Origin of the sequence: Carboxydothermus ferrireducens DSM 11255 (genome assembly GCF_000427565.1) — a bacterium.
GTDB classification, from domain to species: Bacteria; Bacillota; Z-2901; order Carboxydothermales; family Carboxydothermaceae; genus Carboxydothermus; species Carboxydothermus hydrogenoformans.
In genome coordinates this window covers 93466-119255 of the sequence record NZ_ATYG01000001.1, presented here as the reverse complement: position 1 = coordinate 119255, position 25790 = coordinate 93466, and the positions used below count along the sequence as shown (strand labels likewise).

Here is a 25790-nt window from a genome sequence, read left to right as displayed (position 1 = left end):
TTGATTCCCGGCTCTTTAACAAGAAAGCCCGATAGCTTTTTTCATCACCTCAACCGGAGGGCTAACCCCGGTCCATTTTTCAAAAGCCAGAACACCCTGCCAGAGCAGCATGGAAAGGCCGTTTATTGTCCTGGCACCTTTTTCTTTAGAAGCTTTCAGGAATTTAGTTTCGGTAGGGTTATAAATAAGGTCGTAAGCCACAAAATCGGAAGTAACGCCGGTAAAATCCACCGCCGGCATCTGGTTTTCAAAAGGATGCATTCCCAGGGGCAAAGTATTAACCGCCATATGATAAGGCGCAAGGGAAATGGGTTTATCGCCAAGTTCAAGAATTTCGGATATTTCCCCGACTCCCCGGAAGTCTTTAGCTAACTCCTCCGCCTTTCTTTTGGTGCGGTTAGCAATGATAAGCTCAGCTCCGGCGGTTAAAAGCGCATACGCTACCGCCCGCGCCGCCCCCCCCGCTCCTAAGAGCAAAACTTTTTTCCTAAAAACCTCAACACCATGTTCCTTCAAACTTAATAAAAAGCCGGGGGCATCGGTATTGTAACCAATAAGCCTTCCCCGGTCATGGACGATGGTATTTACCGCACCTATGGTTTTTGCTTCCATTGCTACTTCATCTAAAAAAGGAAAAACCCTTTCTTTGTAAGGAATGGTTACGTTAATTCCCCGAAAGTTAAAAGCTTTTAAGCCAGAGATGGCCTGGGGCAAGCTTTCTTCAACAACTTCCAGGGGCAGGTACAGGTAATTTAAATTTAAGGCCTTAAAAGCTTCATTATGCATCTGAGGGGAAAGGGTATGTTTTAAAGGATAACCGATTATCCCCGTTAGTTTGGTTTCACCGTTTATCCGCATGGCCATTTAATCCCCCCTGAGGTCCGTATATTTTCAGACCCTTTTGTAAAAGTCGTTTTAAAAGGTAACTTTCGATAAACCTGTTAATTTTCGTTCCGATAAACTCCCGGGAAGCCATAGGCGTTACCAGGATTGCCATTAACCCCGCTCTTTTGGCTCCAATTATGTCGGTTAAAAGCTGATCTCCTATCACCGCCACTTCCGACGGTTTAAGCCCCATAAGCTCTACTCCCTGCAAAAACGCCCGCCGCCGGGGTTTAATGGCCCGGGCTACATAGGGGATACCCAGAAAAACAGCCACTTCCCGCACCCGCTCGTTGCTGTTGTTGGAAACCAGGCAAAACTTTATCCCAAACTCCTGCAATTTTTTCACCCATTTAACCACATCCCGGGGAATGGTTTTCTCCCCCCAGGGGGAAATGGTGTTATCAAGGTCAAGAATTATTCCTTTTAAATTATATTTTTTTAAGAGCTCTTCATCCAGTACAGTAACCTTTTCTAAGTATAAATCCGGCCAAAAATAGTTTAACATATTTCCTCCTTTATTTTCCAAAGGGACAATGGGGGTAGGTGCACACCGGACACTCAAGGCAAAGGCCTCCGTGTCCTAAGGCCGCAATATCCTTTCTGGTTAATACTTCCCCGGCTAAGATCCGGGGAAGAACCAAATCAAAGATGGTGGTTTTACTGTACATGACACAACCGGGAAGTCCTAAAACCGGTACTCCATCCAAAAGAGCATACAGGAACATAGCACCGGGAAGCACCGGCGACCCATATACTACTACTTCGCCACCGGCTCTCTTAATTCCTCCCGGCGTCAGGTCATCGGGGTCTACCGACATTCCACCGGTAGCTAAAATTAGCTCCATACCCGCTTCTTTTAGTTTTAAAATGGCTTCGGCGATTTTCTCGACATCATCGGGCGCTTTAAGATGCATGTCTATTGTTAACCCAAAAGCTTTTAACTTTTCCGCTAACACCGGTGTAAACTTGTCTTCAATCCGGCCATAAAAAATTTCGTTACCGGTATTAACAACCCCTACCTTTGGTTGGGCTAAGGGTTTTACCTCTAAAACCTTTTTATCCCGACAGATCTCTTCTACTTTTTTTATCTTTTCCTCTTCAATCACCAGGGGAATAATCCGGGTGCCGGCCACATACTGACCGGGCCCTACCACCCGGTTGGTGTGAAGGGTAGAAACCATAAGTTCTCCCAACATATTTATCTCAAATAAAGCCTCGCGATCGACTTTGAAAAGTCCCCGTTCCTTTACTAAAAGATTAACTTTTCCTTCTTTTGGTTCGGTAAAAATAAACCGGTCTCCACCAACTGCCCGGGCAATTCTCTGGGCTGCCTCGTTTTCGTGGAGAATTCCCTCTTTTACTTCCCAGACGTAAATGTGATCTTTTCCCAACTTTAAAAGTTCGGGAATGTCTTCTTCCCGGATAATATGGCCTTTTTTAAAGGCAGGACCTTTAAATTCTCCCGGAACGATTTTGGTTATATCGTGGCACAATACCATCCCTACCGCTTCCTGCACCGGAACTTTTTTCATTATCTCCACCTCTATTTAAATAAGATTATACCTAAAATTCCTGCTCCAACAATGGTTAAAGCGGGATCAAAATTAAAAAAAGCTACCGCGGTAAAAACCAGCGCAGCAATTATATATCCTTTTACGGCAAAACTTGTCTTTAAAAGCATTGAAACCCCAAAGCCCAGTACCATCGCAAAGGTACCGTATTTTACTCCCTTTATAAAATTTTTAGTTAGCGGATGATTGCCAATTTTAAATAGTATCCCGATTAAGCTAAGCATTAATAAAACCGGTGGTAGAATATTACCAATATTGGCAACAACCACTCCTGTTATACCTGCAACTTTGTAACCGGTATAGGTAGCAAATTTGGCGGAAATTGCTCCCGGAATAGCCTGGGTTATTCCCAGTACTTCCATAAACTCGTCTTTGGTCAGCCACCGGTAATGTTCCACCACTTCCCTTTCAATTATGGGAATTAAAGAGTACGCTCCCCCAAAGGAGAACGCCCCTACTTTTAAAAAAGCCAAAAATAAATTAATTATTGACTGCATTACCTTACTCCTCCTTAAAATAAGCCGCAAACAATTCATCCAGATAATCCTGGGCACGGTTGCGAAATTCCCCATATTTTTCTAAAAGCTTAAGTCCGTCCCCGGTTAATTCAGCCCTTCCGCCCCCTTTTCCGCCTTTGTAAAAGTTTAAAAGTTTTATTCCAAGCCTTTGTTCCAAGGCTTTTATCATCATATACGCTTTACTGTAAGCCATCTTTTGTTCTTCGGCAGCCCGCTTTAAAGAACCAGTCTTTTGCACTCCTAATAACAGGCGATACGGTCCATCACCAAACAATTTTTCCCTCTCATCGGTTACAATCCATAATTTGCTTCTTAAACGCAAGTTTCCACCTCCGATATTCTGATTTAAGAATATCGAAAAAACGTTTTTTTGTAAATACATAAATATGGCTAAATCAGTTCTTTAAAAAAAGGCGGTAGTTTAAAAATCACGCAATTTCATAAAATAACAATGTTTAAAAGGCCTTAATTTAATCATTAATAAAATGATGGTTATTTAAAAATCTTTCGTTCATTTTGCTTAATTTTTAAGATTTATTTTTAAACATGAAAGTAGTTTAATTAATTGTTGTAGCGAAACAAAAAATTTTCAGGAGGAAGGTTTTATGAATTACCGCATAAAAGACTTATTAATTGGCTCTCCACTCAGGACAGAAAAAATTGCTGAAGAACGTTTAACCAAAATCAAAGCTTTAGCAATTTTTTCCTCTGATGCTTTATCATCGGTTGCTTATGCGACCGAAGAAATTTTACTCGTTTTAATAGCTGCCGGTCCCGTAGCATTAAAATTATCTCTTCCCATTTCAATTGCTATTTTATTTCTCTTAGGAATATTAACCTTATCCTACCGCCAGGGAATTTTAGCTTATCCCAATGGCGGCGGAGCATATGTAGTATCTTTAGAAAATTTAGGTCAGGTTCCGGGATTAATTGCCGGGTCATCATTGTTAGTTGATTACATTTTAACTGTAGCTGTTAGTGTAAGTTCGGGTATTGCTGCTATTACCTCAGCTTTTCCTTCCCTTTACCCCTATCGGGTAATTTTAGGCGTGTTAACGGTATTATTTATCACTATTATGAACCTTAGAGGTATACGTGAATCCGGTACCTTTTTTGCTATTCCTACTTATGCCTTTATTTTTACTTTTCTTATTTTAATAGGAGTGGGAACTTATAAACTTATTACTGGTCAACTTACTCCATTACCCGTTACTCCAACGGCAGAAAGTTTTGCCCCCTTAACTCTTTTTTTATTGTTAAAAGCCTTTTCTTCCGGTTGTACCGCTCTTACCGGAGTTGAAACAATTTCTAACGGCGTTCCGGCTTTTTTCCCGCCTGAAGACAAAAACGCCCGCATCACTATGGTTTGGATGGCCCTTTTATTGGGAACGTTATTCTTCGGAATAACCTACCTCGCCTATAACTTAAATGTTATCCCTAAAGTTGGCGAAACAGTTGTTTCGCAAATCGCCAGGATAATTTTTGGGAAAACCCTTTTTTATTACCTAGTACAAGCCAGCACAGCTATAATTTTGTTTTTGGCAGCAAACTCCAGTTTTAACGGTTTTCCTCGTCTTTCCTGTTTAATGGCCAGAGATGGTTATCTGCCAAGAATCCTTTCGGTTCTCGGAACCCGTTTAGTTTTCAGTCATGGTATTGTAATCTTAGGAGTAATTTCTTCTCTGTTAATAATTATTTTTAAAGGCGATACTCACGCTTTAATCCCTCTGTACGCTGTAGGGGTTTTTGTTTCCTTTACCTTAATGCAGGCAGGTTTGATTAAGCACTGGTATAAAACAAAAGAAAGCGGTTGGAAAGTTAATATTTTAATCAACAGTCTCGGAGCTATTGCCACCGGTATTGCCTCAATAATAATTACTACCACTAAATTTTTGGGTGGCGCTTGGATTGTTGTTATTTTAATCCCGCTTATGATTCTTCTCTTTTCCAAAATTAAACGTCACTATTTAGCTATAGCCGAACAATTAAGAGTGGTTTCGATACCCGAAGATATCTGGAAAACTGAAAACCAATCACCCTTAGTAATTATTCCTGTAGCAAGTTTTAATAAAGTAGTTTTAAACGCTATTAAGTACGCCCGCTCTATCTCGGAGGATGTAATAGCTATCAACATTGCTTTTAATGAGGAAAGCAAAGCAAAAATTGAAGAAAAGTGGGAAAAATTTAAAGTCCCGGCGAAACTACTGGTCATTACTTCTGCTTACCGGGATGTTTACGGCCCACTTTTAAGATTTATCAACCATATGGAGCACAGAGCGGTAGAAAAAGGCCGCTTTATTATGGTGGTTATTCCCGAATTTGTCCCTCATAAATGGTGGCATTTTCTTCTTCATAACCAAACCGGTTTTAAGCTAAAGACTTTACTGCTTTTTAGAAAAAATGTTTTAGTAACCAGCGTTCCTTACCACCTAACTGACTAATACTTCAAAAAGCCGCCTAAAATTTAAGGCGGCTTAAAATTTTAACTTATTTTCGGGAAAACAGTTTAAAAGCTTTAAGATGGCTCTTTTTTCAATCCTTGATACATACGACCGGGAAATCCCCATTTTTTTGGCAATTTCCCGCTGGGTTTTCCTGGGGGTTTGGGAAAGTCCAAACCTTTCTTCAATCACCTTTCGCTCCCGGGGAGTAAGTTTCTTTAAATTTTTCTCGATCATCTCGGCATCGAGCATCCGCACCACCTGCTCTAAAACGATATCCCCCCGGGTGCCGAGAATATCTAAAAGGGTAATTTCATTTCCCTCTTTGTCAAAACCGATGGGATCATAAAGGGAAATCTCACCCCGGTTTTTCTTGGTGGCACGAAGATGCATTAAAATTTCATTTTCCACGCATTTTGCCGCATAGGTAGCAAGCTTGGTTCCTTTATCTGGGCGAAAGGTATCGATAGCTTTAATAAGCCCAATGGTACCAATGGAAATTAAATCTTCCGTTGCCTCTCCGGTACCTTCAAATTTTTTTACAATGTGGGCAACCAGCCGTAAATTCCGCTCCGCCAGCACATCCCGGGCCTCCCGGTCACCCTGTAAAAGCCTATCAATGTAGTAAGCCTCCTCTTCTTCCGATAACGGCTGGGGAAAAGCACTGCCCGCCAAATACCCAAGTAGAAATAAAAGGCCTTCCACTACCAGGGTAATAAGTGCACCTAAAACACCCATACCATCCCTCCCGCATCCTCTTCCCTATATGATATGCTGGAGGAATAAAAGGGTGACTGGAAAATGGGTAAAAAAGTAAAAAATCCTATCGCTATAACCGCATGACACCGCTTTAGAAAGCGGCGTACCTCAAGGTACGGTCATATTATGTGGGCAGAAATAGCATTCTTTGCATGCTCGATCAATTGCAGTACATAAAAAATCCTGCCACTTAGCAGGATTTTAAAATCTCTCATAATTGTTAATTCATAGTTTGCTGGAAGATAAACTCAAACTGTGGCAAAAGCTTCTTCACAATTTCCTTGGTCTTTGAAAAATCTATTATCGTCAATCCGGTAATCCTTTCGTTTACGGTAGAACGCTTAATAATGTCCTTACGGGCGTTTTATTACTAAGTCTAATTGCGGGCTATCAAACCTTCGCCTGGATAGGTACTCTCTTAGTCCAAAAAATTAGCCGGAAAAATGTTTTTGGGATTTAAAGATTAATCCAAGTAATAGAAAACCAGCAGCAATACCGCTAATATTGATTACCACCGGATACTGCAAAAGGGCTGAGCCAAGAGGTAAATATTTTGCAACCGGAGTGTAATATAAAAGCGGCATTAAGGTGATATAAAGAAAAACAATTAGCGGCACTACAGTAGTTTTCAAAGTATTTTGCGGTAAATTAATTAAAGCAAATTCTTCTAACGTCAAAAACAAAAATCCTCCAATTAAAACCGGATAAAGGCTTAAAAAACCTAAATAAAAATAACCATTTAGTTCTCCATAGGCGACTAACTTTTTTAGATAAAAACCTGCCTTGTCTTGTATTATTAATAAAAGCAACAGGAAAAATACGAAAAATAATTTTTTAAAATTTTTTAAGATAACCAAAATCAACACCACCCTGTTTTATCTTTTTACTATTTTCACAACTATAAGGGCAGCACCAATAATTAATAAAATTACTAAAATTATAAAAAGTTCATTCATTCCTATGCTCATTAAAAAATGCCTCCACCATAATTATTCAGAACCCGTAAAAAAAGCAACACCCATCCCGGAATAGATAGTTAAATCCAATATCCCCCACAGGCTGCGGCTCTTAGGAATCTGTACTGTTTTTTATTCCGATAAGTTCCGGTTTTAAAATTTTAACTTTAAGTTTTGCCTTTGCTTCTTCGAGATAATCCCGATACTTTTTCTGAAGCTCATTTCCAGTAAGGTTACATTTTTCACTTAACTCTTTTAAAATCGCTTTCCGAACCTTCCCTGTTACAAGAGCCTTACGGTAAATTTCAAAAATTTCTTTACTTTTCCAGTATTGTTCTTCGGTCATATTTAGCCCTTCAAGGTAACTTAGAAACTCGCTATACTCTGCCGGATTGGTCTTTTTTAAGTTTTCCATCCCTTCTTTATAATCCTGGATTGCCTTTTCTACTTCTTCATCGGAAACAGTTATTTTTCTTTTTTCGGCTTCTTCCTTCAACACCGTTCGTCTCTTTAATTCCTCCAGCACCTCTTCCGGAGTAACAGTTCTGCCGTCTAAAGCATAACTTCTTTTAAACAGTTCAAACTCTCTTAGCGTCACATCCCGGTCACCAATTCTGGCAACAACTACATCATACTTTTTATTGTGATTAATCTCTTTTAGAAACTCGCCAAACTGTTTAAATTTATCATTTAAAATTTCTGCGGTTGGTGTTAGAGTAAAAAATAAAAAGAGGAATATTAAAACAATTAATAGGATAAAAATTCCTTTTCTCCTCACCTTTTTTACCACCCTTAAAAATAAGACTACCAGTATTTTTTAATAAACCTTACCGCAATATAAAACATTCCAATTAATATACAAAAGTTAATTACCGTCCACAAAAAATCCATCCAAGCAAAAGGCATAAGTAGCCTCCTCACATTTTCCCGTCCCGGTATCTTAGGTAGGGGTAACCTCGACCCGTTAGTAGTTCAGTCTTTTTCAGATAAAGATTCTTTGCTGCAAGAGCCGGAAGCTTTGCAGGTCTATCAGAATATTTATCCCAGTAAAACAGGTAGTTTGCTGCTTTATCATACTCAGCTTTTAATAAATGTTGATAATAGGATTTTACGTAAATATCTTTAATGATAACTTTATTAAAATAAGTCACGCCTACCATTCCTTTACTGGTATATTTTTACTTTTATTTTCCCAGTTACTTCCCCATTCGTCAAGAAAATTTTATGAAAAAATAAATTTTGTAAGAATTTTGTAAGAAATATCTCTTAGAGTAAAAGTGAAAACAAACACTTTCAAGGAGGGATGTTCATGAAGAAGTTTTATTATCTTATCTCCGGCGGACTTTTACTTTTAATTTTAGCTTTGGTAATAGTAAGCCCGGTGGTTACTACCGAAGCTGCTGTAAAAAAAGCCCCGCCAAAACCTACCCTTTCGCAAATCATTGCGGAAGTTTCTAAAACTTTCTTTAAAAACAGCGAAATGAAAAAGGAGCCCAGTAAGTACGGCGGCTCAATACCCTATTCCCACTTAGAAGAATCTCCGTACTTAAAAACCCTCTGGGAAGGCTATCCCTTCAGTAAAGACTACAACGAAGACCGGGGACACTATTATACTTTAGAAGATGTAAAATCGACCAAGCGACTGTCTCCCGCAACTCCGATGACCTGTATGACCTGTAAGTCTTCCGATGTGCCGGCCGCAATGAAAAAGTACGGCGATGCCTACTATACTTTACCAATGCTGGTTTATCAGGATGAATTTAAACACTCCATCGGCTGCAGCGATTGCCACGATTTAAAAACCTTCAAGTTAGTTGTTACACGGCCCGCGTTCATTGAAGCTATGAAGCGGCGAGGAATTGATGTAACCAAAGCGTCCCAGTCCCAGATGCGCACTTATGTCTGTGGTCAGTGCCACGTGGAATACTTCTTTGACCCGCAAAACGGCAAGAAGTTAACCTTCCCCTGGGATAAAGGATTTGATCCGGAAAACATCTACCAGTACTATGAAGAACGAGCCTTTAGCGACTGGACCAATCCCTCTACCTTTGTAAAAGAACTAAAAGCCCAGCATCCGGAATTTGAAATGTTCCAGGGAAGCACGCACCAGAAAGCCGGTGCTACCTGTGCCGACTGCCACATGCCCAAGAAAACCGTAAAAAATGGAAATCTTACGTTTACTATAGCAAGCCACCAGTGGACATCACCTTTAAAAGATATGTCCGCCTGTAAAAAGTGCCACACTAAAGATGCCAATTATTTAATGGAGAGGGTATTTTACATTCAGGATCGGGTGAAAGCCGCTATCGACCGGGCAGGAGAAGCCAATGCCGAAACCTTAAAGGTTATCAAATCGGTGGCAGCAGGCACTTATGATCCGGCAATTTTAGCCGAAGCGCAAAAACTTCAACGGGAAAGCCAGTGGTACTGGGATTATGTAGCGGCGGAAAACTCCACCGGTTTCCATAACCCGGCGAAAGCTTTCGCTACTTTAAATAAGTCTATTGAACTTGCCTATCAAGCAAGATTAAAAGCTTTGGAAGCTAAGAAATAATCCACCCGCCCTTTATCTTATAAAAACAGCCCGCAGTTTGGACGCTGCGGGCTGTTTTCTTTAAGAGTAAAAGTTATCATCTCCGAACCGCCCCAAAAGGTTACTTTCTTTCAACTAAATTGTAAATATTGCCATATAAATCTTTAAAAAGAGCCGAAACTCCCCACGGTACCTCCTGCGGAGGCGAAACAATTTCAACACCACGGGCTGCTAACTCCTCGCAGGTTTTCCGACAGTCAGAAGTTAAGAAAACCCAGGTGCCATTTTTTCCTACCAGTTTTAACTGTTCCTCAGCTTTTTCCCCAAAAGGTTTAAAAAGGACAAATTCAATTTCAGGTTGATTGGCCGGAGAGATAGTAAGCCACCGCACACCGTGGCCAAAATTGTTGTCTTCTCTTTTTACAAATCCAAGTTTTTCCGTATACCAGGCTAAAGCTTCTTCCTGGTCCCGTACAAATAATGTAACATGAGACAATTTTAAATCCATTTTCCCGGCTCCTTTCTATATTTTTTCTGCTTTATAACCGACTCCCCAGACCGTTTTAATAATCCGCGGGGAACTGGGGTCTTCTTCTATTTTTTCCCGGAGTCTTCGAACCAATACCGAAACGATATTGGGATCCTCGGGAAAAGTATCCGGCCAAAGCCTATCCATAATCTGCTCTTTAGTAAATACCCGGTTGGGGTTTTTAAAAAGGAGTTCCAATAAAGCATATTCTTTAGAAGTCAACTCCACCGTTTCCCCGTTCTTTAAGACCTCCCGGGTTTTTAAGTTAACAGCTACCTTACCATATTTCAGGATTTCCTCCTCACCCCTGCCTTTGCGGTAACGCCGCAAGACTGCCTTTATTCTAAGCATTAATTCTGCAGGGCTAAAGGGTTTGGTTAAGTAATCATCTACACCAAGGGTAAATCCGGTAATCTTATCCATCTCCTCCCCTCGGGCAGTTAGGATAATTACCGGAACGTCTTCCCGGTTTTTAATTTCCTTTAATACCGAAAATCCGTCCTGTTTCGGAAGGTTTAAATCTAATATAACAAGGTCAAAATTTTCCCGGTAAAAATGTTCAACTGCCGCCTCTCCATCATACACCTGAACAAAATCGTAATTTTCAGCCTTTAAAAGATGGGCAAGAGCTTTTTGGATTTTCTGGTCATCTTCCACCACCAAAATTTTATACATCGCTAAACCCTTCCTTAATAACAATATAAAAACTGCTTCCCCGGCCGAGTTTAGACTTTACTTTAATTTCGTAACCGAGAAGTTCACACAGGTCTTTTGCCAAAGTAAGCCCCAGGCCGGTACCGTCAACCTTTTGATCTTTGCGCCAGAACTTATTAAAGATATTGGGTAAGTCTTCGGTCGCAATTCCCGGACCTGAATCTTTTACATAGATATACAGTCGGCCAAAGATTTTCCGCAATCCTACAGAAATCTTCCCCCCCGGTGGAGTAAACTTAATAGCGTTACCGATTATATTTCCCAGGATTAATTTCAGTTTATGTTCATCGGTTATTAAGATACCGGTAATATTCGGTTTAATCTTAAGGCTTATGCGCCGCGCTCCGGCTTTATTTTTATAAAACTTAAAACATTGCTCAAAAAATTGTTGCAAATTTACCGGAGAATAGGTAACGGTAATTTTTCCGGCTTCAATTTTGGCCATGGTTAAAAGAGTTTCAATTTGTTTTAAAAGTTCCTGGCCGCTTTCCATGATATCTTCTAAATACTCTTTCTGCCACGGAAGCAGGTTTTTACTATCGGCCAAAAGAATTTCGCCAAAGGCTAAAATGCTGGTAAGCGGAGTTTTGAGCTCATGGCTGACCATAGCGATAATTTCGGATTTAAAAGCATTGGCCCGTTCCAGTTCGGCAGTTCGCTCTCTTACTTTTTCCTCGAGATTATGATAAAGTTCTTTTAACTTTTGGGCCATCTGATGGAAATTTTCCGAGAGCTCTTTAATCTCCCGGCTATCGGTTTCCAATACCCTGGTCTCAAAGTTACCGGAGGCCACCTCTTCGGTCATGGCAACTATCTGTTTTATGGGCTCTTCAATGGTGTGCCTGATAACCGAAAAGCTAAAAAGCCCGATTGTTCCTAAAAAAGCTAAAAATAAGGTAAAGTTACCCTTCACTTTCCGCCAGAATTCAATCTGTACATAATCCGCCGGCACTACCAAAGAAATGGCACCGGCAAAATCCCCAAGTTTATACCCTTCTTTGGGATAGCCGGCAATATCCTTGACTCCCATCGGTTCGCCGTGACAATCAAGGCACGGCTCTTCCATGTATAGAGGTTTCATATAGTAAAAATAACGGTGCCCATCCCTTTCTATATTGCGATAAAGTTCCTGTTTTTGCGGGTTTGCGGCCAGCTCTTTGAGCATTTCTTTTTCCACGGGATCCGGAGCATTTTCGGGATTACGGTATTTAAGGCGGGTTTGCTTTAGCCGGTAGCCGGTAGTTTGATTGAAATACTTTGCTACCTGCCGTCCAACCGCCGCCGGATTTAAATGTTTAAATTCAAAATGCCCCCGGCTGTCATAATTTATTTTATCTTGATTTTCGGCGATTACCCGGCGGGTAGCGATCAAGCCGGAAGTAATAACCCGGGCTTTTTCTAAAAGCTCTTTCTGGTAACTATAGCGGGTTTCGGCAACGTTCCAGATAAAAGCCAGAAGCGAAAAAATGCCTATAACAACACCCATGCCAAGCATAAGCTTTTGGCTTAATTTAATTTCATGCATCATATTTACTGCCCCTTTTTACTTTCTACGATAATTATAACAATTTTTCTACAATATTCGTAGAAAAAAATCCGGGCAGTGCCCGGAGTATTAACATTTCTTAATTATGGCATTTTTTACAAAAACTCTTAAAATCATGGCAGGGCGTACAGCTTTCGGGACGAAGTTTGGCCGTAATACCATGGTTTTGTATCCAGCGTTCATCGTGACCGGTTTTAGGATGGCAGGTACTGCAATAATCCGGCTGCCGGTGACAGGGCAGGCAGGACGTTTGGGTTTTTGCTACTTGCCCGTGACGTACTATCCAGCTACTATCGTGACCAAGCTTCTGGTGGCAGGTATTGCAGGTAGTTTTATTGGTATGACAGGTATTACATTTTGCCGGATTTTCCCTATATTCCTTACTGTGAACGGTTAAAAAGGTGCTATTATGTGGCGATTTTCTCGTATGACAGCTGTTACAGCTATTTTTACTATGGCAGGTATAGCAGGTGCTGGTTCCCTTGGCTAAAGCTGTAACTCCATGGGTTGTGGTTTTAAAGCTGCTGCTGTGGGGCATAGGTACCTTATGGCAGCTGTCGCAGGTTGCTTTTGTATGACAGGAGCCGTAACAGCTGCTTGTCCCTTTTGCCAGTGCAGTCTTTCCGTGGGTCGAAAGCCACGTCGCTGGATGGGGCATATCTATCTTGTGGCAACTGCTGCATTCGGTTTTGGTATGGCAGGAGTAGCAGTTAACGTTTTTGTTCTGCAGCGTAAACTTACCATGGGTACTGGTCCAGTTTGCCGGGTGGGGCATTTCAACCTGGTGACAGCTAATACAGGTTTGGGCCTTTCCCCCTTCCACAGGCTTTTCATGGCAGGTATTGCATACTTTTACATCGGAAACCTTGTGATTTTGGAGCCAACCTTTCGGGTGGGGCATTTGTACCCCGTTATGGCAGGTGTTACAGTATTTTTCTACCCCCAAATCTCCCGTATGGCAACCGGTACACGCTGCCAAATCTTTTTTCGCCGCAGTTCCGTGAGCTGCAAGCCATTTGGCATCGTGATTCTGAGGTTTCATGGTCGCTTTACTCTGATGACAGCTTTCACATTTTACCGGCCCGTTTTTCGCTTTATGACAGTCGAGGCAGTCCTGCATCTTTAAGGTTTTGGGCTCGCCATGAACCAGATCCCCGTGACAGGTTACACATTCCAGTCCTTTTTTACCCGCATGCAGCTCGTGACTAAAATTTATAGCCGTAGGCCCGGGAAGTTTATTTAATTCATGGCAGGACTGGCAGCGGCGGTTGGGTACTTCTGCCTTCCCTTTAATTTCTGCCGGTTCAGGCTTACGGGTAAGCTCTATCGCCACTTGTTTAAGACCACCAAGTTTAACTTTTACAAGTCCTACAAGCCCCGGGTCCCGATGGCAAGCCATACAGTCGGTCTTGGAATGGGCGGATGTTTTCCAGGCAGTCACGTAAGGTTTCATCGAATGGCACGTATTACAAAAGGTTGGCTTGCTGGTCTCGTGAATCCCAATTCCAAGAGCCGATAGCAAAATAATACCTGCTATTACCAGAGTTAACAGTAATTTTTTCTTCAACTTTGCACCCCCAAACAATTTAAATCTTTATTTTGTTTATCCAGTTAATCGCTTCGGCGTTAGTAACAATTTTACCCGGGTTAAAATAATACCTGGTTTCTTTTTGATAAATCCATTTTCCGTTAACTTTTTTCCGCACTTTATAAACTTTTGCTTCAGGGGTTAGTAGCTTATATTTCAGCAAATAGGCAACCCCTTTTTGATAGGAAGAGGGGATTTTATTCCGGTCGGCCAGGCGGCTTAAAATAGCCGCTGTTTCTTTGGATGATAGGGAAGGTTTTAGCACCTGAGCCAGGTACCCCGCCGCTTCAAGCCTGGTAAGGCCTTTATTGGGATTTTTTACATTTACTTCCATAGCAGGTACGAGGCCGGTATCGGCCAAATACTTTAGATCGGTAACATTTCCTGCTGCTTCCCGGTCAAACACCTGCACCTTTTGCTGCAAGACCTTTTCTAAGAGCAAATTTACAAACTGGGCTTCGGTAATGGTGCTCCCCGTCTGGGGCTTAATTTCCGGAAATTCATACCTTGTGTGACAGCTAAGGCAATTATTCCCGTAACTTCCATCGGATTTGGCCATTACGGGAGTTGCCATAACCATTAAAAAAATGAACAGAATAAAAAGCCGGAGCTTTTTTTTCACCGCTCTCCCCCCTAAAAGGTAATGTAAAAAACTCTGGGTGACGTTTTATATTCTGGTTTGAGCCTCTTTACCTTTTTAGCGTTTTGCTTTAAAAGCTGGCTTACTTCACTATTGGGATCATCCAAGTCGCCAAATTTTATCGCCCCGGAGTGACAACTTCTACTGCACATGGTTTTTTCCCCTTTATCTACCAGATGGGCGCAAAACTCGCATTTTCCAGCTACTCCCTTGGGTTCACCCTTTACCGGTACTTTGCGTATATACCGGGCCTGATAGGGACAGGCCTTTAAGCAAAGCCGGCAGCCGATACATTTATCTTTATCGATGACTACTATACCGTCTTTTCTTTTGTAACTTGCTTTTACGGGACAAACGGCGATACAGGGAGCGTTGTCGCAATGCATGCACGGCATGGGTATGGAGCGAATTTGACCATATACCGTTGCGGTTAAAACCCGCATGTTGTAGTAATCAAGCTCCCCGGCAGCCCACCGGGCTAACTGCTCACCGGCCTCTTCACCGGTTCTATCTACCGGAACATTATTTTCCACGGCACAAACCGCGGTACAACCGCGGCACCCCCGGCATTTACGCAGGTCAATAACCATTCCGTAACGTGCCATCCGTCATCACACCTTTCTTATTTTCACCGCGGCAAATTTTAGTTCGGGCTGTTTGGAAACGGGGTCGTAAGCATCGGTACTTAAGACATTTCCGGCGGATTTTCCGGGAGGCGCCTCTTTTTGGTCGGTAAACAAATTCCCTAAAAAGCCATAAGCCCAGGGCATCCAAACCACCCCTTCCCGCGGTGTTTTTACAGTATCGATTTTGGCTTTCACCGTAACCTTACCCCGACGGCTTTCCACTTCTACCCAGTCCCCGTCCTTTATACCAAGTTTCTTCGCATCGTTGGGATTTATGGACAGCCAGGCTTCGGGGCGCAGCCGGTGGGGCAATGCGCAGCGTCCCGTCCGGGTCCTGGTATGCCAGTGCTCATAAATCCGGGGTAGAGTGAGCATAAACGGATATTCGGCATCAATCCATTCCTCTGCGGGATGAACTTGCTCAAATAAGAAACATCTAAGTTTTCCGTCCGGAGTAGCAAAACGTTTTTGGTATATTGCTTCGTAGTTTTCATCGTAAAGCCGTTCAAGGCCTTTGTGACTGCTGTCCAAAACGGGAAGCTTAAAGCCCACATACCCTTTAGCATCTTTTTCCGTCCTTAACCGTTCATAGGATAAGCCGCTTAAATCATTGCCCGGTATTCCTTTAGAAACATACGCAAGTTCGCTAAACAGTCGTTTTTGAATTTCCTGATGAGCTTCCCTTAATTCCCGGATATTAGCCTGGACATTTTCAAATAATGGCTCGTAACCCTGAATTATAGGCTCTAATAAAAACTTTAGAAAATCTGCGTCTTCCTGACGCCCTTCTTCGGCCAAAGCCTTCTGGTACTTGTAAACAAAAGCAAGGTGAATAATCTCATCGGGTAACGCGTCCCCGGGTGGTTCCACCGCTTTTTCTAATATCTGGACCCGCCGCTCCGAATTTAAATATGTCCCGTACGCTTCTCCGGAAATAGCCGCTGCCGGGAGCACCACATCGGCAAAAGCCATAGTTTCGGTAGGATAGATATCTTGAACCACCACTAAATCGGCTTTCCGTAAAGCCTTATGAACCATGTTGAGGTTGGGAAACGCCACCATCGGGTTGGTGCAAACCGTCCAGATCCCTTTAATGTTTCCATTTTTGAGGTTCTTAAAGATATCAACGGAGGTCAGAGAAAGTCGGGAATACTTTGTTACCGGGTCTTCAAGCCGTTCCAAAATTTTGGCTTCCATTTCCTGGTTCCCCCGGGCCATAGCCTTGGCCAGTGATGCCCGATGGGCAGCCAGCGGGTGATTACGGTTGCCCGGAAGTCTGCCTACCACCGCACCTCCAACTCTTTGACCAAGTCCATTGGGCTGACCTACCGTCGGCATTACCCCTGCTCCCGCTCTGCCAATCCGGCCGGTTACCGCGTGCAGGGTTACCAGAGCCAAGTGCTTGGAAACCCCATTTGACTGCTGGCCAAAGCCCTGCAGGTACATAGACATGGTATTTTTATTTCGGACAAACATTTGAGCCGCCTTGCGAATATCTTCCGGGGTTAATCCAGTAGTTTTGGCTACATCTTCCGGTTTGTACGCGGCTAAAAATTTGGCATATTCTTTAAACCCTTCCAGTCCGGAAGGAAGCTTAATTTCCTCGAAAATTTTAGGACCTTCTTTACCCAGCCGGGCTAAAACTTGATAATCACCCCGATAGAAATTTACGTATTTGGCGATAAATTCGGTGTCGATATGTTTAGGCTTGACTTTGCCGCTTATTACATCATCGGCCCACCTGCTCACATCACCGGCATAATCCCGGTTTACTCCCTCCAGTTCATAAATTATTACATGGGCCATACTGTTAATAAAGGCCACATCGGTGGTAGGAATAATAGGAAGATATAAATCCCCAGCTTTATAATTTAAAATCTGGGTGGCGGAAATCTTCACGGGATTTATCACGGCGATTTTTAAGTTATCACCTTTTTGGACTTTAGCCTCCACTATTTTGCCAAACCAACCCGGTAAGGTGTCAGCTATGTTAAAACCAAAGATAAACAGGTTATCTGCCTCAAAAACATCGTCAAAGCTCATAGGCGGGGCATCGATACCAAAGGAAATCACCATAGCGTTGGCTTTCGTTGCCTGGCATAACCGGCCGTTGTTGTCGTTATGAATATTCATGCCTATAACATTGAATTTTGCCTGCAGGTACATAAATTCAGTAGATACCTGACCACTGCCGTACATGGCAAAGGGGTGCTTATCCCCAAACTTTGTCTTTGTGTATTCTTTTACTTTCTTAACCATATAATTTAACGCTTCGTCCCAGGAAACTTCCCGGAAATTCTCCAAACTACCCCTTTTCTCCGGGTCCCGCAAAAGCGGTTTTTTCAGCCGATCTTTGACCCCGGGAGAATTGCTAAGGTACAAATCCGCCAGGGTTGCTCCTTTTATACAAACACCACCCCGGTTCCAGGCCTCGGGATTACCCCGAACACTTACCACTTTTCCTTCCCTTACCCCGTAAAGGATGGAGCAACCGGCACCGCAATATGGGCAGACGCTGTTTACCCACTTTTCCGCCGGAAGATTGGCAGCTTCAGCTATATCCTGGCTAAAATTCTCAATCCAGCGACTTTTTCCGACGGTCTTTAAACCCATAAGCGCTGCCCCGGCACCAGCGCCCTTTAAAAATTTACGCCGTGTAAATTTTCGAGCCACGCTAACCTACCCCCTTTTTCAACTATGTTTGTTATAATAATAACTTTCATTTCTTACAAATTTCTTACACAAAAAATAAAAATTAAAAGGACCCAGTACCGGGTCCAGGTAAATTTTTCTTAAATTTCTTCCCCGTCCTTCCGGTCTCTAATTATTGACCGGACAAGGTTTAATGAAGAAAAAGAACCGCCGGAAACTATGGAAATAACATGTTTCTTTTTAAACATTACTTGGTCAATTTCCCTGAGACTAAGTCCTTTGTCGGCTAAATCTAAAACCCTATCGGCTAAATCATCCCAGTAGTTAAGTTTTGCTCTTAATTTTTCTGAAGCCCCGGGAACATACCCGTTTAAACCGCAAAAAAGAATTTTAGGGTTTAAAGCTAACACCTTTTTTAAAGAATTTCTAATTTCCCAAAAATTTTCAGTATCCATTAACAAGTTCTGGCGTTCCCCTAAATACAGGTCTCCGGAAAATAAGTAACCGTTTTCCGGTTCATAAAAACAGACATGGTCCGGACTGTGGCCGGGGGTTTTTATTACTTCCAGGGTAAAATGCTGCGTTTCTACCAATTGGGGTAAAGGTAGGGCTTTGGCTTTTGCCGGTTCCCCCCAGGTTATCTTCCGGTAGAGCTCCATCTTCAATCTTCGCGGTTCCCGTAAAAAAGGTAAACCCTTCTCATCCACATACACTGGAATTTGCCATTTTTCTGCAGCCCAAACATTGCCAAAATGGTCTTCATGGGCGTGGGTTAAAATAACCTTATCAATATTTAATTCCTTGAGAAAAGAACTAAATTCAAAGCGGCAGTGCCAGCAACCGGTATCGATTAATACCCCATCAAAATAAAAAGCATGAACGGGATACAATAATTTGCCAAAGATGGTTCTTCCCATTTTAATTGCTAAAATTTCCTGAAATACCTTTGTTTTTAACATCGTGATATTACCTCTTTTGTCAGTTTGCCTATATTATACAACATATTTATTGAGGAGTTAATTTTATGTTAATAGATTGTAAACCCGCTTTAACATTTCCGGGGGAAGAAAGTAAAATAACAACGGAATCTTTACATTATTTTAAAAAAAAGATTAAGGAAGGAGAAAAGGGAGCCCATGATTTCCTTGAAGCCAAAGAAACCGGTTTTTTTCGAACTTTTCACCGAAAGCGCCAAATACGTGGTGGAAGGAGCAGAAGTTTTAGTCACAGCAGTTAATTCACCCTACTCGGCTCAGGAAAGTTTGTACAATTTAAAGGCCATTGAAAGCAAAGGGGATGAAGTGACCCGCACTCTTTTAGACAAACTTGACAAAAGCTTTTCCACCCCTATGGACCGGGAAGATATTATGAAAATTGCCACTAACTTGGATGATATTTTAGATTTTATCTACGCCACTTACCTTAAGATGGTTTTATATGACGCTATTAGCCCAACCCCAACGGCTTTAAAAATGGTAGAAGTAATTAACAAAGTAGCCCATCAAGTTTACGAAGCCGTTAAACTTTTAGACAACGTTCCCGGTCATCATGAAAAATTAATTGAACTTTGTATGGAAATAAACCGTTTAGAAAGTGTGGGCGATGAAATTTTCCAGGAAGGTACTTCTTATTTGTTTAAAAATGTCAAAGACCCCATTGAACTGATTAAGTGGAAGGAAATATACGAACATATCGAAGAACTTTTAGATTTATGCGAAGATTTAGGAGATTTAATTAAAGGGGTAGTCTTAAAGTATGCTTAGTACGCTTACCTTAGTGGTCATTGTAACCATCCTGGCACTAACCTTTGACTTTGTCAATGGTTTTCACGATACCGCCAATGCCGTAGCAACTTCGGTCACCACCCGGGCCCTTTCCCCGAAGCAGGCGGTTCTATTAGCCGGTGTTTTAAATTTTGTCGGTGCGGTATCCGGTACCGCAGTAGCCAAAACCATCGGTAAAGGAATAGTTCAGCCCAGCGCCATTAACCAGTACGTTATTATTGCTGCTTTAGTTGGAGCAATAACCTGGAACCTTATCACCTGGTATTATGGACTGCCCAGCAGTTCTTCCCACGCTTTAATCGGGGGATTAATTGGGGCCACCATTGCCGGTACCGGTGTCAAAGCTTTACTTATTAAAGGAATATTAGAAAAAGTTCTGCTGCCATTGGTTTTATCACCAATTATCGGTTTTTCCATAGGATTTATTATTATGACTTCTTTTTTCTGGATTTTTGATAAAGCGGCACCTTTTCCCCTGAACATGAAGTTCAGAAAACTCCAGGTGTTATCCGCCGCTATGGCTTCCTTTTCCCACGGTTCCAACGATGCGCAAAAATCGATGGGAATTATAACTTTAGCTCTTTTTAGTGCAGGATATCTTACAACTTTTGAAATTCCCCTCTGGGTAAAGCTCGCCTGTGCTTTGGCAATGGGTTTCGGGACTTATTCCGGCGGCTGGCGAATCATCAAGACTATGGGCAGTAAAATCTTCCGCATTGAACCGGTGAACGGTTTTGCCGCAGACCTTTCATCGGCCATCACCATTTACGGTTCTTCCCTCCTGGGAGCTCCGGTTAGCACCACCCATGTGGTGGCTTCTTCGATTTTAGGTGTAGGTTCTGCCAAAAGATTTAGCGGGGTTAACTGGGAAGTGGGTAAAAACATCGTAACGGCCTGGGTGTTAACAATACCAGCGGCAGGATTGATGGCTGCTCTCATGTACCAGCTAATTTCCTTATTAAAGTAAAAAAGGAAGGGCGAAAAACCCTTCCTTTTTTATATTTCACTCACAGGGTCAAAATCTTTTGCCCAAATTCCCGGGCAAGGTTCAGATATTTTTGGTGCAAATCAAGATATTCCTTAATTTTTTCTTCAGGGTTATCATAATTATATTTTATCAGCATCTTTTCCAACTCTTCGGGGCCAAAGCCTATCTGCCCTTTGGCCCCAACTCCGGTAACTGCCAGTTCAAACACCTCTCCACCGTTTAGTTCCGGTCTTACAAAAAACTTTAAATACCTAAGAACTCCATCGCACGATTCAGGTCTTCCGGCCGCTGCTACGGCAAAGATAAAAACCTGCCGCTTTTTATGGGGTAAGCGGCTTTGCGAACGCAAACTTGCACCATCATAACTGACCTTATGAATTAAACCCGACAAGCGGTCAAACAAAACCTTTACCTGGCCGGGTAAATGGTTACCGTAAACCGGCGCTCCAATAATGTAGGCATCAGCTTCCGCCATTGCCCTGGCCACCACCAGGATATCATCTTCCTCTAAGCTGCAATCACCGGTACCCCGGCACTCCATACAACCCCGACACGGATTGATGTAGAGCTGATCGATATTAAACTTCTCCACTTCCCAGCCAGCTTCCCTGGCAGGCTTTAGTGCTTCCTCAATTAAAATGTCGGTATTACTACCCTCCCGCGGGCTTCCCATTAAAGCAAAAACTTTCATCTTCCTTCTCCCTTCTTTACTTTAAATAAGCTTCCAGAGCCTCCTTGTAGGCAGCATAAGTAATTTCGTCAAACAGCAAAAAAACCACGGTAAAATCTTCCGGTTCTCCTTCTAAAAACTCTATCACCGCTTTCAGGGCTACCCTCGCCGCATCCTTAACTGGGTAACCATAAGCTCCCGTGCTTATTGAAGGAAACGCAATCGTCCTGACATTTAACTGCTTTGCTAATTTCAGGGAATTTAAATAGGCGTTCCTTAAAGTATTTTCCTCACCCTTTTGGCCACCACGGTAAATGGGCCCTACGGTATGAATTACGTACTTTGCCGGTAAATTTCCGGCGGTTGTGGCTACCGCTTCCCCGGGAGGTAAAACACCTATTTTATTAATTATTTCCCGGCATTCTTCCATAATTTTCGGCCCACCGGCCCGGTGAATGGCCCCATCAACCCCACCTCCACCGGCAAGCCTTGAATTAGCAGCATTAACAATAGCATCAACCTTTTCTTTGGTTATATCACCAAGTTTTAAAATAAGTTTCGAATTCCCAACTTTTTTCTCCATACTCTCACCCTTATTTTTAATTCGGCAATTATCGTAAAAATTCCTTTATTTTTACTAAATTAAAAGCGCACAAAATTAAATCACCGGTATATACCGGTGATTTTAAAAAAGCAACGGGTAAATTGGCACCACTTAGTATGGTATTATTCCCATTAAAAACCTGTTTTTATACTTTTTCCCTTTCGTTCGGATTTTTAAGCAATAAATCATGATATTTTTCCCGCAGTAATTTTTTGGCTACTTTACCTACCGAATTACGGGGCAACTCCCGTAAAAAAAGTATACGGTCGGGAACCCAGAAGGAAAGAAGTTTACTCCGCAAATAACTTAGAAGTTCTTCTTCGGTTACCTTTGCCTGTTCCCATAGAGTCACAAAGGCTACCGGTCGTTCCTGCCAGAGGGGATGGGGTAAACCTACCACCGCCGCTTCTTTTACATCGGGGTGGGACAGAAGATATTTCTCCACCGCCACCGAGGAAATCCATTCCCCACCGCTTTTTATTACATCTTTTTCCCGGTCGCAAAACTCAATATACCCTAACGCATCAATTTTAACTAAATCAAAAGTTCTAAACCAGCCATCCACAAAAGCTTCCCGGGTATGCTTTTCATCATTGTAATATTCCCGGGCAAGCCAGGGACCTTTTAACCAGAGCTCGCCAATGGATTCCCCATCCCAGGGCACATCCTTTCCGTCTTTGCCCACCACCCTTACCTCAACGCCAGGAGCGGGAAGGCCGATTTTTAGCTGCTGTTTTTTCTTTTCTTCTTCGCTAAGATGGACGAGGGTTGATTTCTGGTAATTACTTGCTACAAAAGGCGCGGTTTCGGTAAGTCCATAGACCTGACGAACTTCAACACCATACCGGGCAAATCCCTCAATAATTTCTCTGGTAAGGGGAGCTCCACCCACCAGAACAGTTCGCAGGCTTCCCAAATCAATATTTTCGCTTTGCGCTGCTTTTAAAATTTCCTGGAAAACGGTAGGTACTCCTGCAGCTAAACTTACTTTTTCTTCAGAAATTATTTTAGCTAAAAATTGCCCTTTAAAATTTCCCCCGGGTAAGACCATCGTAGCACCTACCATTGCCGCAGCATAAGGAATTCCCCAGGAATTTACGTGAAACATCGGAACCATGATTAATATTCGTTCTTTCTCCGATATGCCAAAACTATCGGTCATGCAAAGAGCCATGCTTTGCAGATACAGGTCCCGGTGAGAATACATTACGCCTTTGGGAGTCCCGGTGGTTGCGGTGGTATAACATAATTTTGCCGGAAGGTCTTCCGGAATTTGGTCAAAATTTTCGGCAAAAGAAGTAAAATTGGTGAAAACCGCGTCTAAAGGTAATATTTGGTGCACTCTTTGAAGTTCGCTTTTTATTTCCGCCACTAAAGGCAAAAATTCCTTTTCCACAAATAAAACTTCATCTTCAGCGTGATTTATGGTATAAAGCATTTGTTCTTTACTGTAGCGCAAATTTACCGGATGTAAAACCGCTTCGGCACACGGAACAGCAAAATAAAGAATTAAATGGGCCAAGTTATTCCAGGCAAAAACCCCTACCCGACTTCCTCTTTTAACCCCCAGTGCTTTTAAATAACCAATTAAGGTTAAGACCCGGGAGTAAAACTCTCTATAAGTTATCTCCTTTCGCTCCAGAGCTTCATAAGAAACGATGGTTTTTTCCCCAAAGTAGCTGGCGGCGCGCTTTAATATCTTTCCCAAATTTAATTGAAAGTTCATAACAACCAAAACCTTTCATTATAATATTGTAATTTTTGTAAATTTATGTTACAATTTCCTTGGAGTGTTAATATGGATAGAAAAATGTTATTAAATATCAAGCTAAAAAAAATTGAGAAAGAAATCAAGCGGCAAGAAAATTTATACCGTATCCTTCACGGCAATTTTCCAGTATTTAAAATAAATCAAAAAGCTTATATTCCCATGTCCTGGTTAAACGAATACTGGGAAAACTTTTACAAGCTAAATGAAAACCTCTTTTTGGAAAGAAAAAGGCTTATGGAGGAGTTAAACATTACCACAAAAATTATCCCTTTTACCAAAAGAAAAATATCTTAAACACGTCAACTTACCTTTCTACCCGGAAAAATCCCAGAGCTTTCTCGCTACCTTCAACCACATCGGAGGTTGCAATATCCTTTAGCTCTTTCACAGGAGTCAGACAACAATCTACATCCTTAAAAAGCTTCTCCACCTCAATTAATGTCAAATTAGCAAAGATAGCGCAAACTTCGTCATAGTACCGGTTTCCCTTGACCGCCGGGGTAAATTGCCCCGGTTTTAAATCTTCCCGCCCAAGAGCCCTTAAAAAATTTAACCAGAACTTTTCTTCCAAAGCTCCCAGTGATAAGTAACCATCTTTAGCTCGATAGATATTGTAGCAAACTACCCCACCTTTTAAGATTCCTTTACCCGGGCCCGGAACTTTATTTTTTTCACCGTAAACGGCGGCAGCCAGTACACCCCAGCTTTTCATAAGCTCTGCCATTCCTATTTGGATATACATCCCCAGTCCCGTAAGTTGCTGATAATATAAGCCACCCATCACCAGGGAGCTCAAGGCAAGTCCTCCGGCAAAATCAGCAATTGGCGCTCCAAGGATCACCGGTCCATCCTTATAGGTATCCCCCAGGATTCCACTTTGCGCCAGATAGTTTATGTCATGTCCTGCTTTTTCTGCCTCTTCGGATCCCTCCAGATAGCCCCCCAGGTTGATGTAAATAAGCTTTGGATTTATTTCTTTAAGCTTCTTAAAACCTATGCCCAAACGTTCCATAACCTTGGGGCGAAAGCTTTCTACTAAAACATTAGCCTCCTTAACTAAATCTAAAAATTTTTCCCGATCACTGGCATCTTTAAGGTTTAAATAAATTTTTTCTTTATCGGCGTTTAAGACCCGATAAATAAATGACTCCTCGCCCTCAGAACTAAACATACTTTTTAAATAGTCCCCGACCACCGGTTCTTCAATTTTGATCACCTTCGCCCCGTACGCTGCCAATAGAAACGTACCATAGGGACCGGGTAAAAGGCGGGTTAAGTCCAAAATTAGCGGCTGGTCGTAAAGTAAATTCATGCTTTTTTCCCCTCCCTGGCTTGGCCCTTAAGCTGTTGATACAAAGCCGATCTTTTAAATCCGGCAATTTTGGAAAGTTCAGCTTTCTGGCCGTTATTAAGTTTAAGACTTAGTTCAATGATTTTTTCCTCCAAGGAAGATAAATCAAGGTAGGGATACACCGCTTTAAAATTAAAAGCTTTATAAGTCGCAATCATTAAAAATTTTTTAAACAAAAAAGATATTTGTCCTGCATCCAAAATTTTTAAGCTTTTATAAAATTCTCCGCCAAAAAGCTCACTGAATTTTTTAACCGTAGCCGCTTCTATTTTTCCCTCACTAATTCCATCCTGTAGCAGTTTATATCCCAAAGCCAGGCCGGCAAAGCCTTTACCTTCATTTTCCTGCAAATACCACAAAAAAGGTTCCCGAACAAAGATTTCTAAAAGTTTTTCTTTCCTTAAACCGGCCGGAAGCACGGGATAATCTCCCCGAACGTACATTTTTATTGGCGTTGCGTGGCTTTGCATGGTGGATATAGCATAGAGCAGCGAAGAAAGCTCAACAGCTCCCAAAAGCCTTCCCTTATAGCCTACCAGGGGATAAATTAACTGCGGGTAGCGAATGAGATAATTAAAGCCGGTTTTTAAACAGTCATCTTCCACAAAGTAGACAACACCTTTAACCTGATGAACCATCCGCATAAAAAAACCCCCTGTATAAA

27 protein-coding genes are annotated in these 25790 nt (G+C 42.1%); 5 read left to right on the top strand and 22 right to left on the bottom strand.

The annotated features are described in order from the left end of the window. Nucleotides 1-15: 15 nt before the first annotated feature. The 5 genes from aroE to CARFE_RS0100670 are packed head-to-tail and all read right to left on the bottom strand — an operon-like array spanning nt 16 to nt 3296. The gene (aroE, locus tag CARFE_RS0100690; RefSeq protein ID WP_028051380.1) at nt 16-864 is read right to left on the bottom strand and encodes a shikimate dehydrogenase; all 849 of its coding nucleotides are present in this window, start codon (nt 862-864) and stop codon (nt 16-18) included. Further along, a complete protein-coding gene (locus tag CARFE_RS13755; protein ID WP_011343554.1) occupies nt 842-1390 on the bottom strand; it encodes a YqeG family HAD IIIA-type phosphatase in 549 nt (182 codons plus the stop codon). Before CARFE_RS13755 ends, aroE begins: the two co-directional genes overlap by 23 nt. A gap of 10 nt (nt 1391-1400) precedes the next feature. Then, nucleotides 1401-2417 (bottom strand): molybdopterin-binding protein, encoded by a 1017-nt coding sequence (locus tag CARFE_RS0100680; RefSeq protein ID WP_028051379.1) that lies wholly within the window; start codon nt 2415-2417, stop codon nt 1401-1403. A gap of 11 nt (nt 2418-2428) precedes the next feature. Next, a complete protein-coding gene (locus CARFE_RS0100675) occupies nt 2429-2953 on the bottom strand; it encodes a chromate transporter (protein WP_028051378.1) in 525 nt (174 codons plus the stop codon). 4 nt (nt 2954-2957) lie between these two features. After that, nucleotides 2958-3296, bottom strand: coding sequence for a winged helix-turn-helix domain-containing protein (locus CARFE_RS0100670; protein ID WP_028051377.1), 339 nt, complete (start codon nt 3294-3296; stop codon nt 2958-2960). A gap of 283 nt (nt 3297-3579) precedes the next feature. Here CARFE_RS0100670 and CARFE_RS0100665 point away from each other — a divergent pair, with 283 nt between their 5' ends. After that, complete coding sequence (locus CARFE_RS0100665; RefSeq protein ID WP_028051376.1) at nt 3580-5415, top strand: APC family permease; 1836 nt, start codon at nt 3580-3582, stop codon at nt 5413-5415. A 33-nt stretch (nt 5416-5448) separates the two neighbouring features. Here CARFE_RS0100665 and sigK read toward each other — a convergent pair whose 3' ends face one another. The 4 genes from sigK to CARFE_RS0100635 all read right to left on the bottom strand — a co-directional run bounded on the left by sigK (nt 5449) and on the right by CARFE_RS0100635 (nt 8281). Beyond that, nucleotides 5449-6153, bottom strand: a complete 705-nt coding sequence (sigK, locus tag CARFE_RS13750; protein WP_034541354.1) for an RNA polymerase sporulation sigma factor SigK — start codon at nt 6151-6153, stop codon at nt 5449-5451. Between the two features lie 452 nt (nt 6154-6605). Beyond that, nucleotides 6606-6851 (bottom strand): hypothetical protein, encoded by a 246-nt coding sequence (locus CARFE_RS16260; RefSeq protein ID WP_161625125.1) that lies wholly within the window; start codon nt 6849-6851, stop codon nt 6606-6608. Nucleotides 6852-7242: 391 nt separating this feature from the next. Continuing rightward, on the bottom strand, nt 7243-7908 hold the full coding sequence (locus CARFE_RS0100645) for a SurA N-terminal domain-containing protein (protein WP_028051374.1): 666 nt from the start codon (nt 7906-7908) through the stop codon (nt 7243-7245). Between the two features lie 139 nt (nt 7909-8047). After that, entirely contained in the window at nt 8048-8281 is a 234-nt protein-coding gene (locus tag CARFE_RS0100635; RefSeq protein WP_028051373.1) for a hypothetical protein, read from the bottom strand. A 158-nt stretch (nt 8282-8439) separates the two neighbouring features. Between CARFE_RS0100635 and CARFE_RS0100630 the strand changes: the two genes are divergently transcribed. Continuing rightward, entirely contained in the window at nt 8440-9684 is a 1245-nt protein-coding gene (locus CARFE_RS0100630; RefSeq protein WP_028051372.1) for an ammonia-forming cytochrome c nitrite reductase subunit c552, read from the top strand. 100 nt (nt 9685-9784) lie between these two features. Here the strand turns inward: CARFE_RS0100630 and CARFE_RS0100625 are convergent, their stop codons facing one another. The 8 genes from CARFE_RS0100625 to CARFE_RS0100590 form a co-directional block, all read right to left on the bottom strand. Next, on the bottom strand, nt 9785-10171 hold the full coding sequence (locus tag CARFE_RS0100625; RefSeq protein ID WP_028051371.1) for a VOC family protein: 387 nt from the start codon (nt 10169-10171) through the stop codon (nt 9785-9787). Nucleotides 10172-10186: 15 nt separating this feature from the next. Next, nucleotides 10187-10867 carry a response regulator transcription factor gene (locus CARFE_RS0100620; RefSeq protein ID WP_028051370.1) on the bottom strand — a complete coding sequence of 227 codons (681 nt, stop codon included), beginning with the start codon at nt 10865-10867 and terminating at the stop codon, nt 10187-10189. Next, a complete protein-coding gene (locus CARFE_RS0100615) occupies nt 10860-12434 on the bottom strand; it encodes an ATP-binding protein (protein WP_051250061.1) in 1575 nt (524 codons plus the stop codon). Before CARFE_RS0100615 ends, CARFE_RS0100620 begins: the two co-directional genes overlap by 8 nt. Nucleotides 12435-12531: 97 nt before the next feature. After that, nucleotides 12532-14019: a NapC/NirT family cytochrome c gene (locus tag CARFE_RS0100610; RefSeq protein WP_028051368.1), complete on the bottom strand. Its 1488-nt coding sequence runs from the start codon at nt 14017-14019 to the stop codon at nt 12532-12534. 19 nt (nt 14020-14038) lie between these two features. Then, nucleotides 14039-14662, bottom strand: a complete 624-nt coding sequence (locus CARFE_RS0100605; protein WP_028051367.1) for a hypothetical protein — start codon at nt 14660-14662, stop codon at nt 14039-14041. 11 nt (nt 14663-14673) lie between these two features. Continuing rightward, nucleotides 14674-15285, bottom strand: a complete 612-nt coding sequence (locus tag CARFE_RS13745) for a 4Fe-4S dicluster domain-containing protein (RefSeq protein WP_051250059.1) — start codon at nt 15283-15285, stop codon at nt 14674-14676. Between the two features lie 6 nt (nt 15286-15291). Continuing rightward, nucleotides 15292-17979, bottom strand: coding sequence for a molybdopterin oxidoreductase family protein (locus CARFE_RS0100595; protein WP_028051366.1), 2688 nt, complete (start codon nt 17977-17979; stop codon nt 15292-15294). Between the two features lie 119 nt (nt 17980-18098). Then, entirely contained in the window at nt 18099-18917 is an 819-nt protein-coding gene (locus CARFE_RS0100590) for an MBL fold metallo-hydrolase (protein WP_028051365.1), read from the bottom strand. 177 nt (nt 18918-19094) lie between these two features. Between CARFE_RS0100590 and CARFE_RS0100585 the strand changes: the two genes are divergently transcribed. Both CARFE_RS0100585 and CARFE_RS0100580 read left to right on the top strand, forming a co-directional pair. Beyond that, nucleotides 19095-19721 carry a DUF47 domain-containing protein gene (locus CARFE_RS0100585; RefSeq protein WP_011343529.1) on the top strand — a complete coding sequence of 209 codons (627 nt, stop codon included), beginning with the start codon at nt 19095-19097 and terminating at the stop codon, nt 19719-19721. After that, complete coding sequence (locus CARFE_RS0100580; RefSeq protein ID WP_011343528.1) at nt 19714-20709, top strand: inorganic phosphate transporter; 996 nt, start codon at nt 19714-19716, stop codon at nt 20707-20709. The genes CARFE_RS0100585 and CARFE_RS0100580 overlap by 8 nt, the downstream gene beginning before the upstream one ends. 40 nt (nt 20710-20749) lie before the next feature. On the opposite strand, the gene CARFE_RS15390 is transcribed toward CARFE_RS0100580, so the two are convergent. The 3 genes from CARFE_RS15390 to CARFE_RS0100565 all read right to left on the bottom strand — a co-directional run bounded on the left by CARFE_RS15390 (nt 20750) and on the right by CARFE_RS0100565 (nt 23730). Further along, nucleotides 20750-21421 carry a flavodoxin family protein gene (locus CARFE_RS15390; protein WP_051250058.1) on the bottom strand — a complete coding sequence of 224 codons (672 nt, stop codon included), beginning with the start codon at nt 21419-21421 and terminating at the stop codon, nt 20750-20752. 16 nt (nt 21422-21437) lie between these two features. Further along, on the bottom strand, nt 21438-21983 hold the full coding sequence (locus CARFE_RS0100570) for an O-acetyl-ADP-ribose deacetylase (RefSeq protein ID WP_028051364.1): 546 nt from the start codon (nt 21981-21983) through the stop codon (nt 21438-21440). 166 nt (nt 21984-22149) lie between these two features. Next, nucleotides 22150-23730, bottom strand: a complete 1581-nt coding sequence (locus CARFE_RS0100565; protein WP_034541353.1) for a long-chain-fatty-acid--CoA ligase — start codon at nt 23728-23730, stop codon at nt 22150-22152. Nucleotides 23731-23802: 72 nt separating this feature from the next. Between CARFE_RS0100565 and CARFE_RS0100560 the strand changes: the two genes are divergently transcribed. Beyond that, nucleotides 23803-24069, top strand: coding sequence for a hypothetical protein (locus CARFE_RS0100560; protein WP_028051362.1), 267 nt, complete (start codon nt 23803-23805; stop codon nt 24067-24069). Nucleotides 24070-24079: 10 nt separating this feature from the next. On the opposite strand, the gene CARFE_RS13735 is transcribed toward CARFE_RS0100560, so the two are convergent. Both CARFE_RS13735 and CARFE_RS0100550 read right to left on the bottom strand, forming a co-directional pair. Next, entirely contained in the window at nt 24080-25087 is a 1008-nt protein-coding gene (locus CARFE_RS13735) for a CaiB/BaiF CoA transferase family protein (RefSeq protein WP_051250056.1), read from the bottom strand. After that, complete coding sequence (locus CARFE_RS0100550; protein WP_028051361.1) at nt 25084-25770, bottom strand: hypothetical protein; 687 nt, start codon at nt 25768-25770, stop codon at nt 25084-25086. Before CARFE_RS0100550 ends, CARFE_RS13735 begins: the two co-directional genes overlap by 4 nt. Nucleotides 25771-25790: the final 20 nt, after the last annotated feature.

Coding starts and splice junctions, on each gene's coding strand:
- CARFE_RS0100580 (WP_011343528.1), top strand. CDS start 19,714: ATGCTTAGTACGCTTACCTTAGTGGTCATTGTAACCATCCTGGCACTA.
- aroE (WP_028051380.1), bottom strand. CDS start 864: ATGGCCATGCGGATAAACGGTGAAACCAAACTAACGGGGATAATCGGT.
- CARFE_RS0100680 (WP_028051379.1), bottom strand. CDS start 2,417: ATGAAAAAAGTTCCGGTGCAGGAAGCGGTAGGGATGGTATTGTGCCAC.
- CARFE_RS0100665 (WP_028051376.1), top strand. CDS start 3,580: ATGAATTACCGCATAAAAGACTTATTAATTGGCTCTCCACTCAGGACA.
- CARFE_RS0100615 (WP_051250061.1), bottom strand. CDS start 12,434: ATGATGCATGAAATTAAATTAAGCCAAAAGCTTATGCTTGGCATGGGT.
- CARFE_RS0100630 (WP_028051372.1), top strand. CDS start 8,440: ATGAAGAAGTTTTATTATCTTATCTCCGGCGGACTTTTACTTTTAATT.
- CARFE_RS0100565 (WP_034541353.1), bottom strand. CDS start 23,730: ATGAACTTTCAATTAAATTTGGGAAAGATATTAAAGCGCGCCGCCAGC.
- CARFE_RS0100675 (WP_028051378.1), bottom strand. CDS start 2,953: ATGCAGTCAATAATTAATTTATTTTTGGCTTTTTTAAAAGTAGGGGCG.
- CARFE_RS0100585 (WP_011343529.1), top strand. CDS start 19,095: ATGATTTCCTTGAAGCCAAAGAAACCGGTTTTTTTCGAACTTTTCACC.
- CARFE_RS15390 (WP_051250058.1), bottom strand. CDS start 21,421: ATGAAAGTTTTTGCTTTAATGGGAAGCCCGCGGGAGGGTAGTAATACC.
- CARFE_RS0100590 (WP_028051365.1), bottom strand. CDS start 18,917: ATGTTAAAAACAAAGGTATTTCAGGAAATTTTAGCAATTAAAATGGGA.
- sigK (WP_034541354.1), bottom strand. CDS start 6,153: ATGGGTGTTTTAGGTGCACTTATTACCCTGGTAGTGGAAGGCCTTTTA.
- CARFE_RS0100550 (WP_028051361.1), bottom strand. CDS start 25,770: ATGCGGATGGTTCATCAGGTTAAAGGTGTTGTCTACTTTGTGGAAGAT.
- CARFE_RS0100620 (WP_028051370.1), bottom strand. CDS start 10,867: ATGTATAAAATTTTGGTGGTGGAAGATGACCAGAAAATCCAAAAAGCT.
- CARFE_RS13735 (WP_051250056.1), bottom strand. CDS start 25,087: ATGAATTTACTTTACGACCAGCCGCTAATTTTGGACTTAACCCGCCTT.
- CARFE_RS13755 (WP_011343554.1), bottom strand. CDS start 1,390: ATGTTAAACTATTTTTGGCCGGATTTATACTTAGAAAAGGTTACTGTA.
- CARFE_RS0100625 (WP_028051371.1), bottom strand. CDS start 10,171: ATGGATTTAAAATTGTCTCATGTTACATTATTTGTACGGGACCAGGAA.
- CARFE_RS13745 (WP_051250059.1), bottom strand. CDS start 15,285: ATGGCACGTTACGGAATGGTTATTGACCTGCGTAAATGCCGGGGGTGC.
- CARFE_RS0100570 (WP_028051364.1), bottom strand. CDS start 21,983: ATGGAGAAAAAAGTTGGGAATTCGAAACTTATTTTAAAACTTGGTGAT.
- CARFE_RS0100560 (WP_028051362.1), top strand. CDS start 23,803: ATGGATAGAAAAATGTTATTAAATATCAAGCTAAAAAAAATTGAGAAA.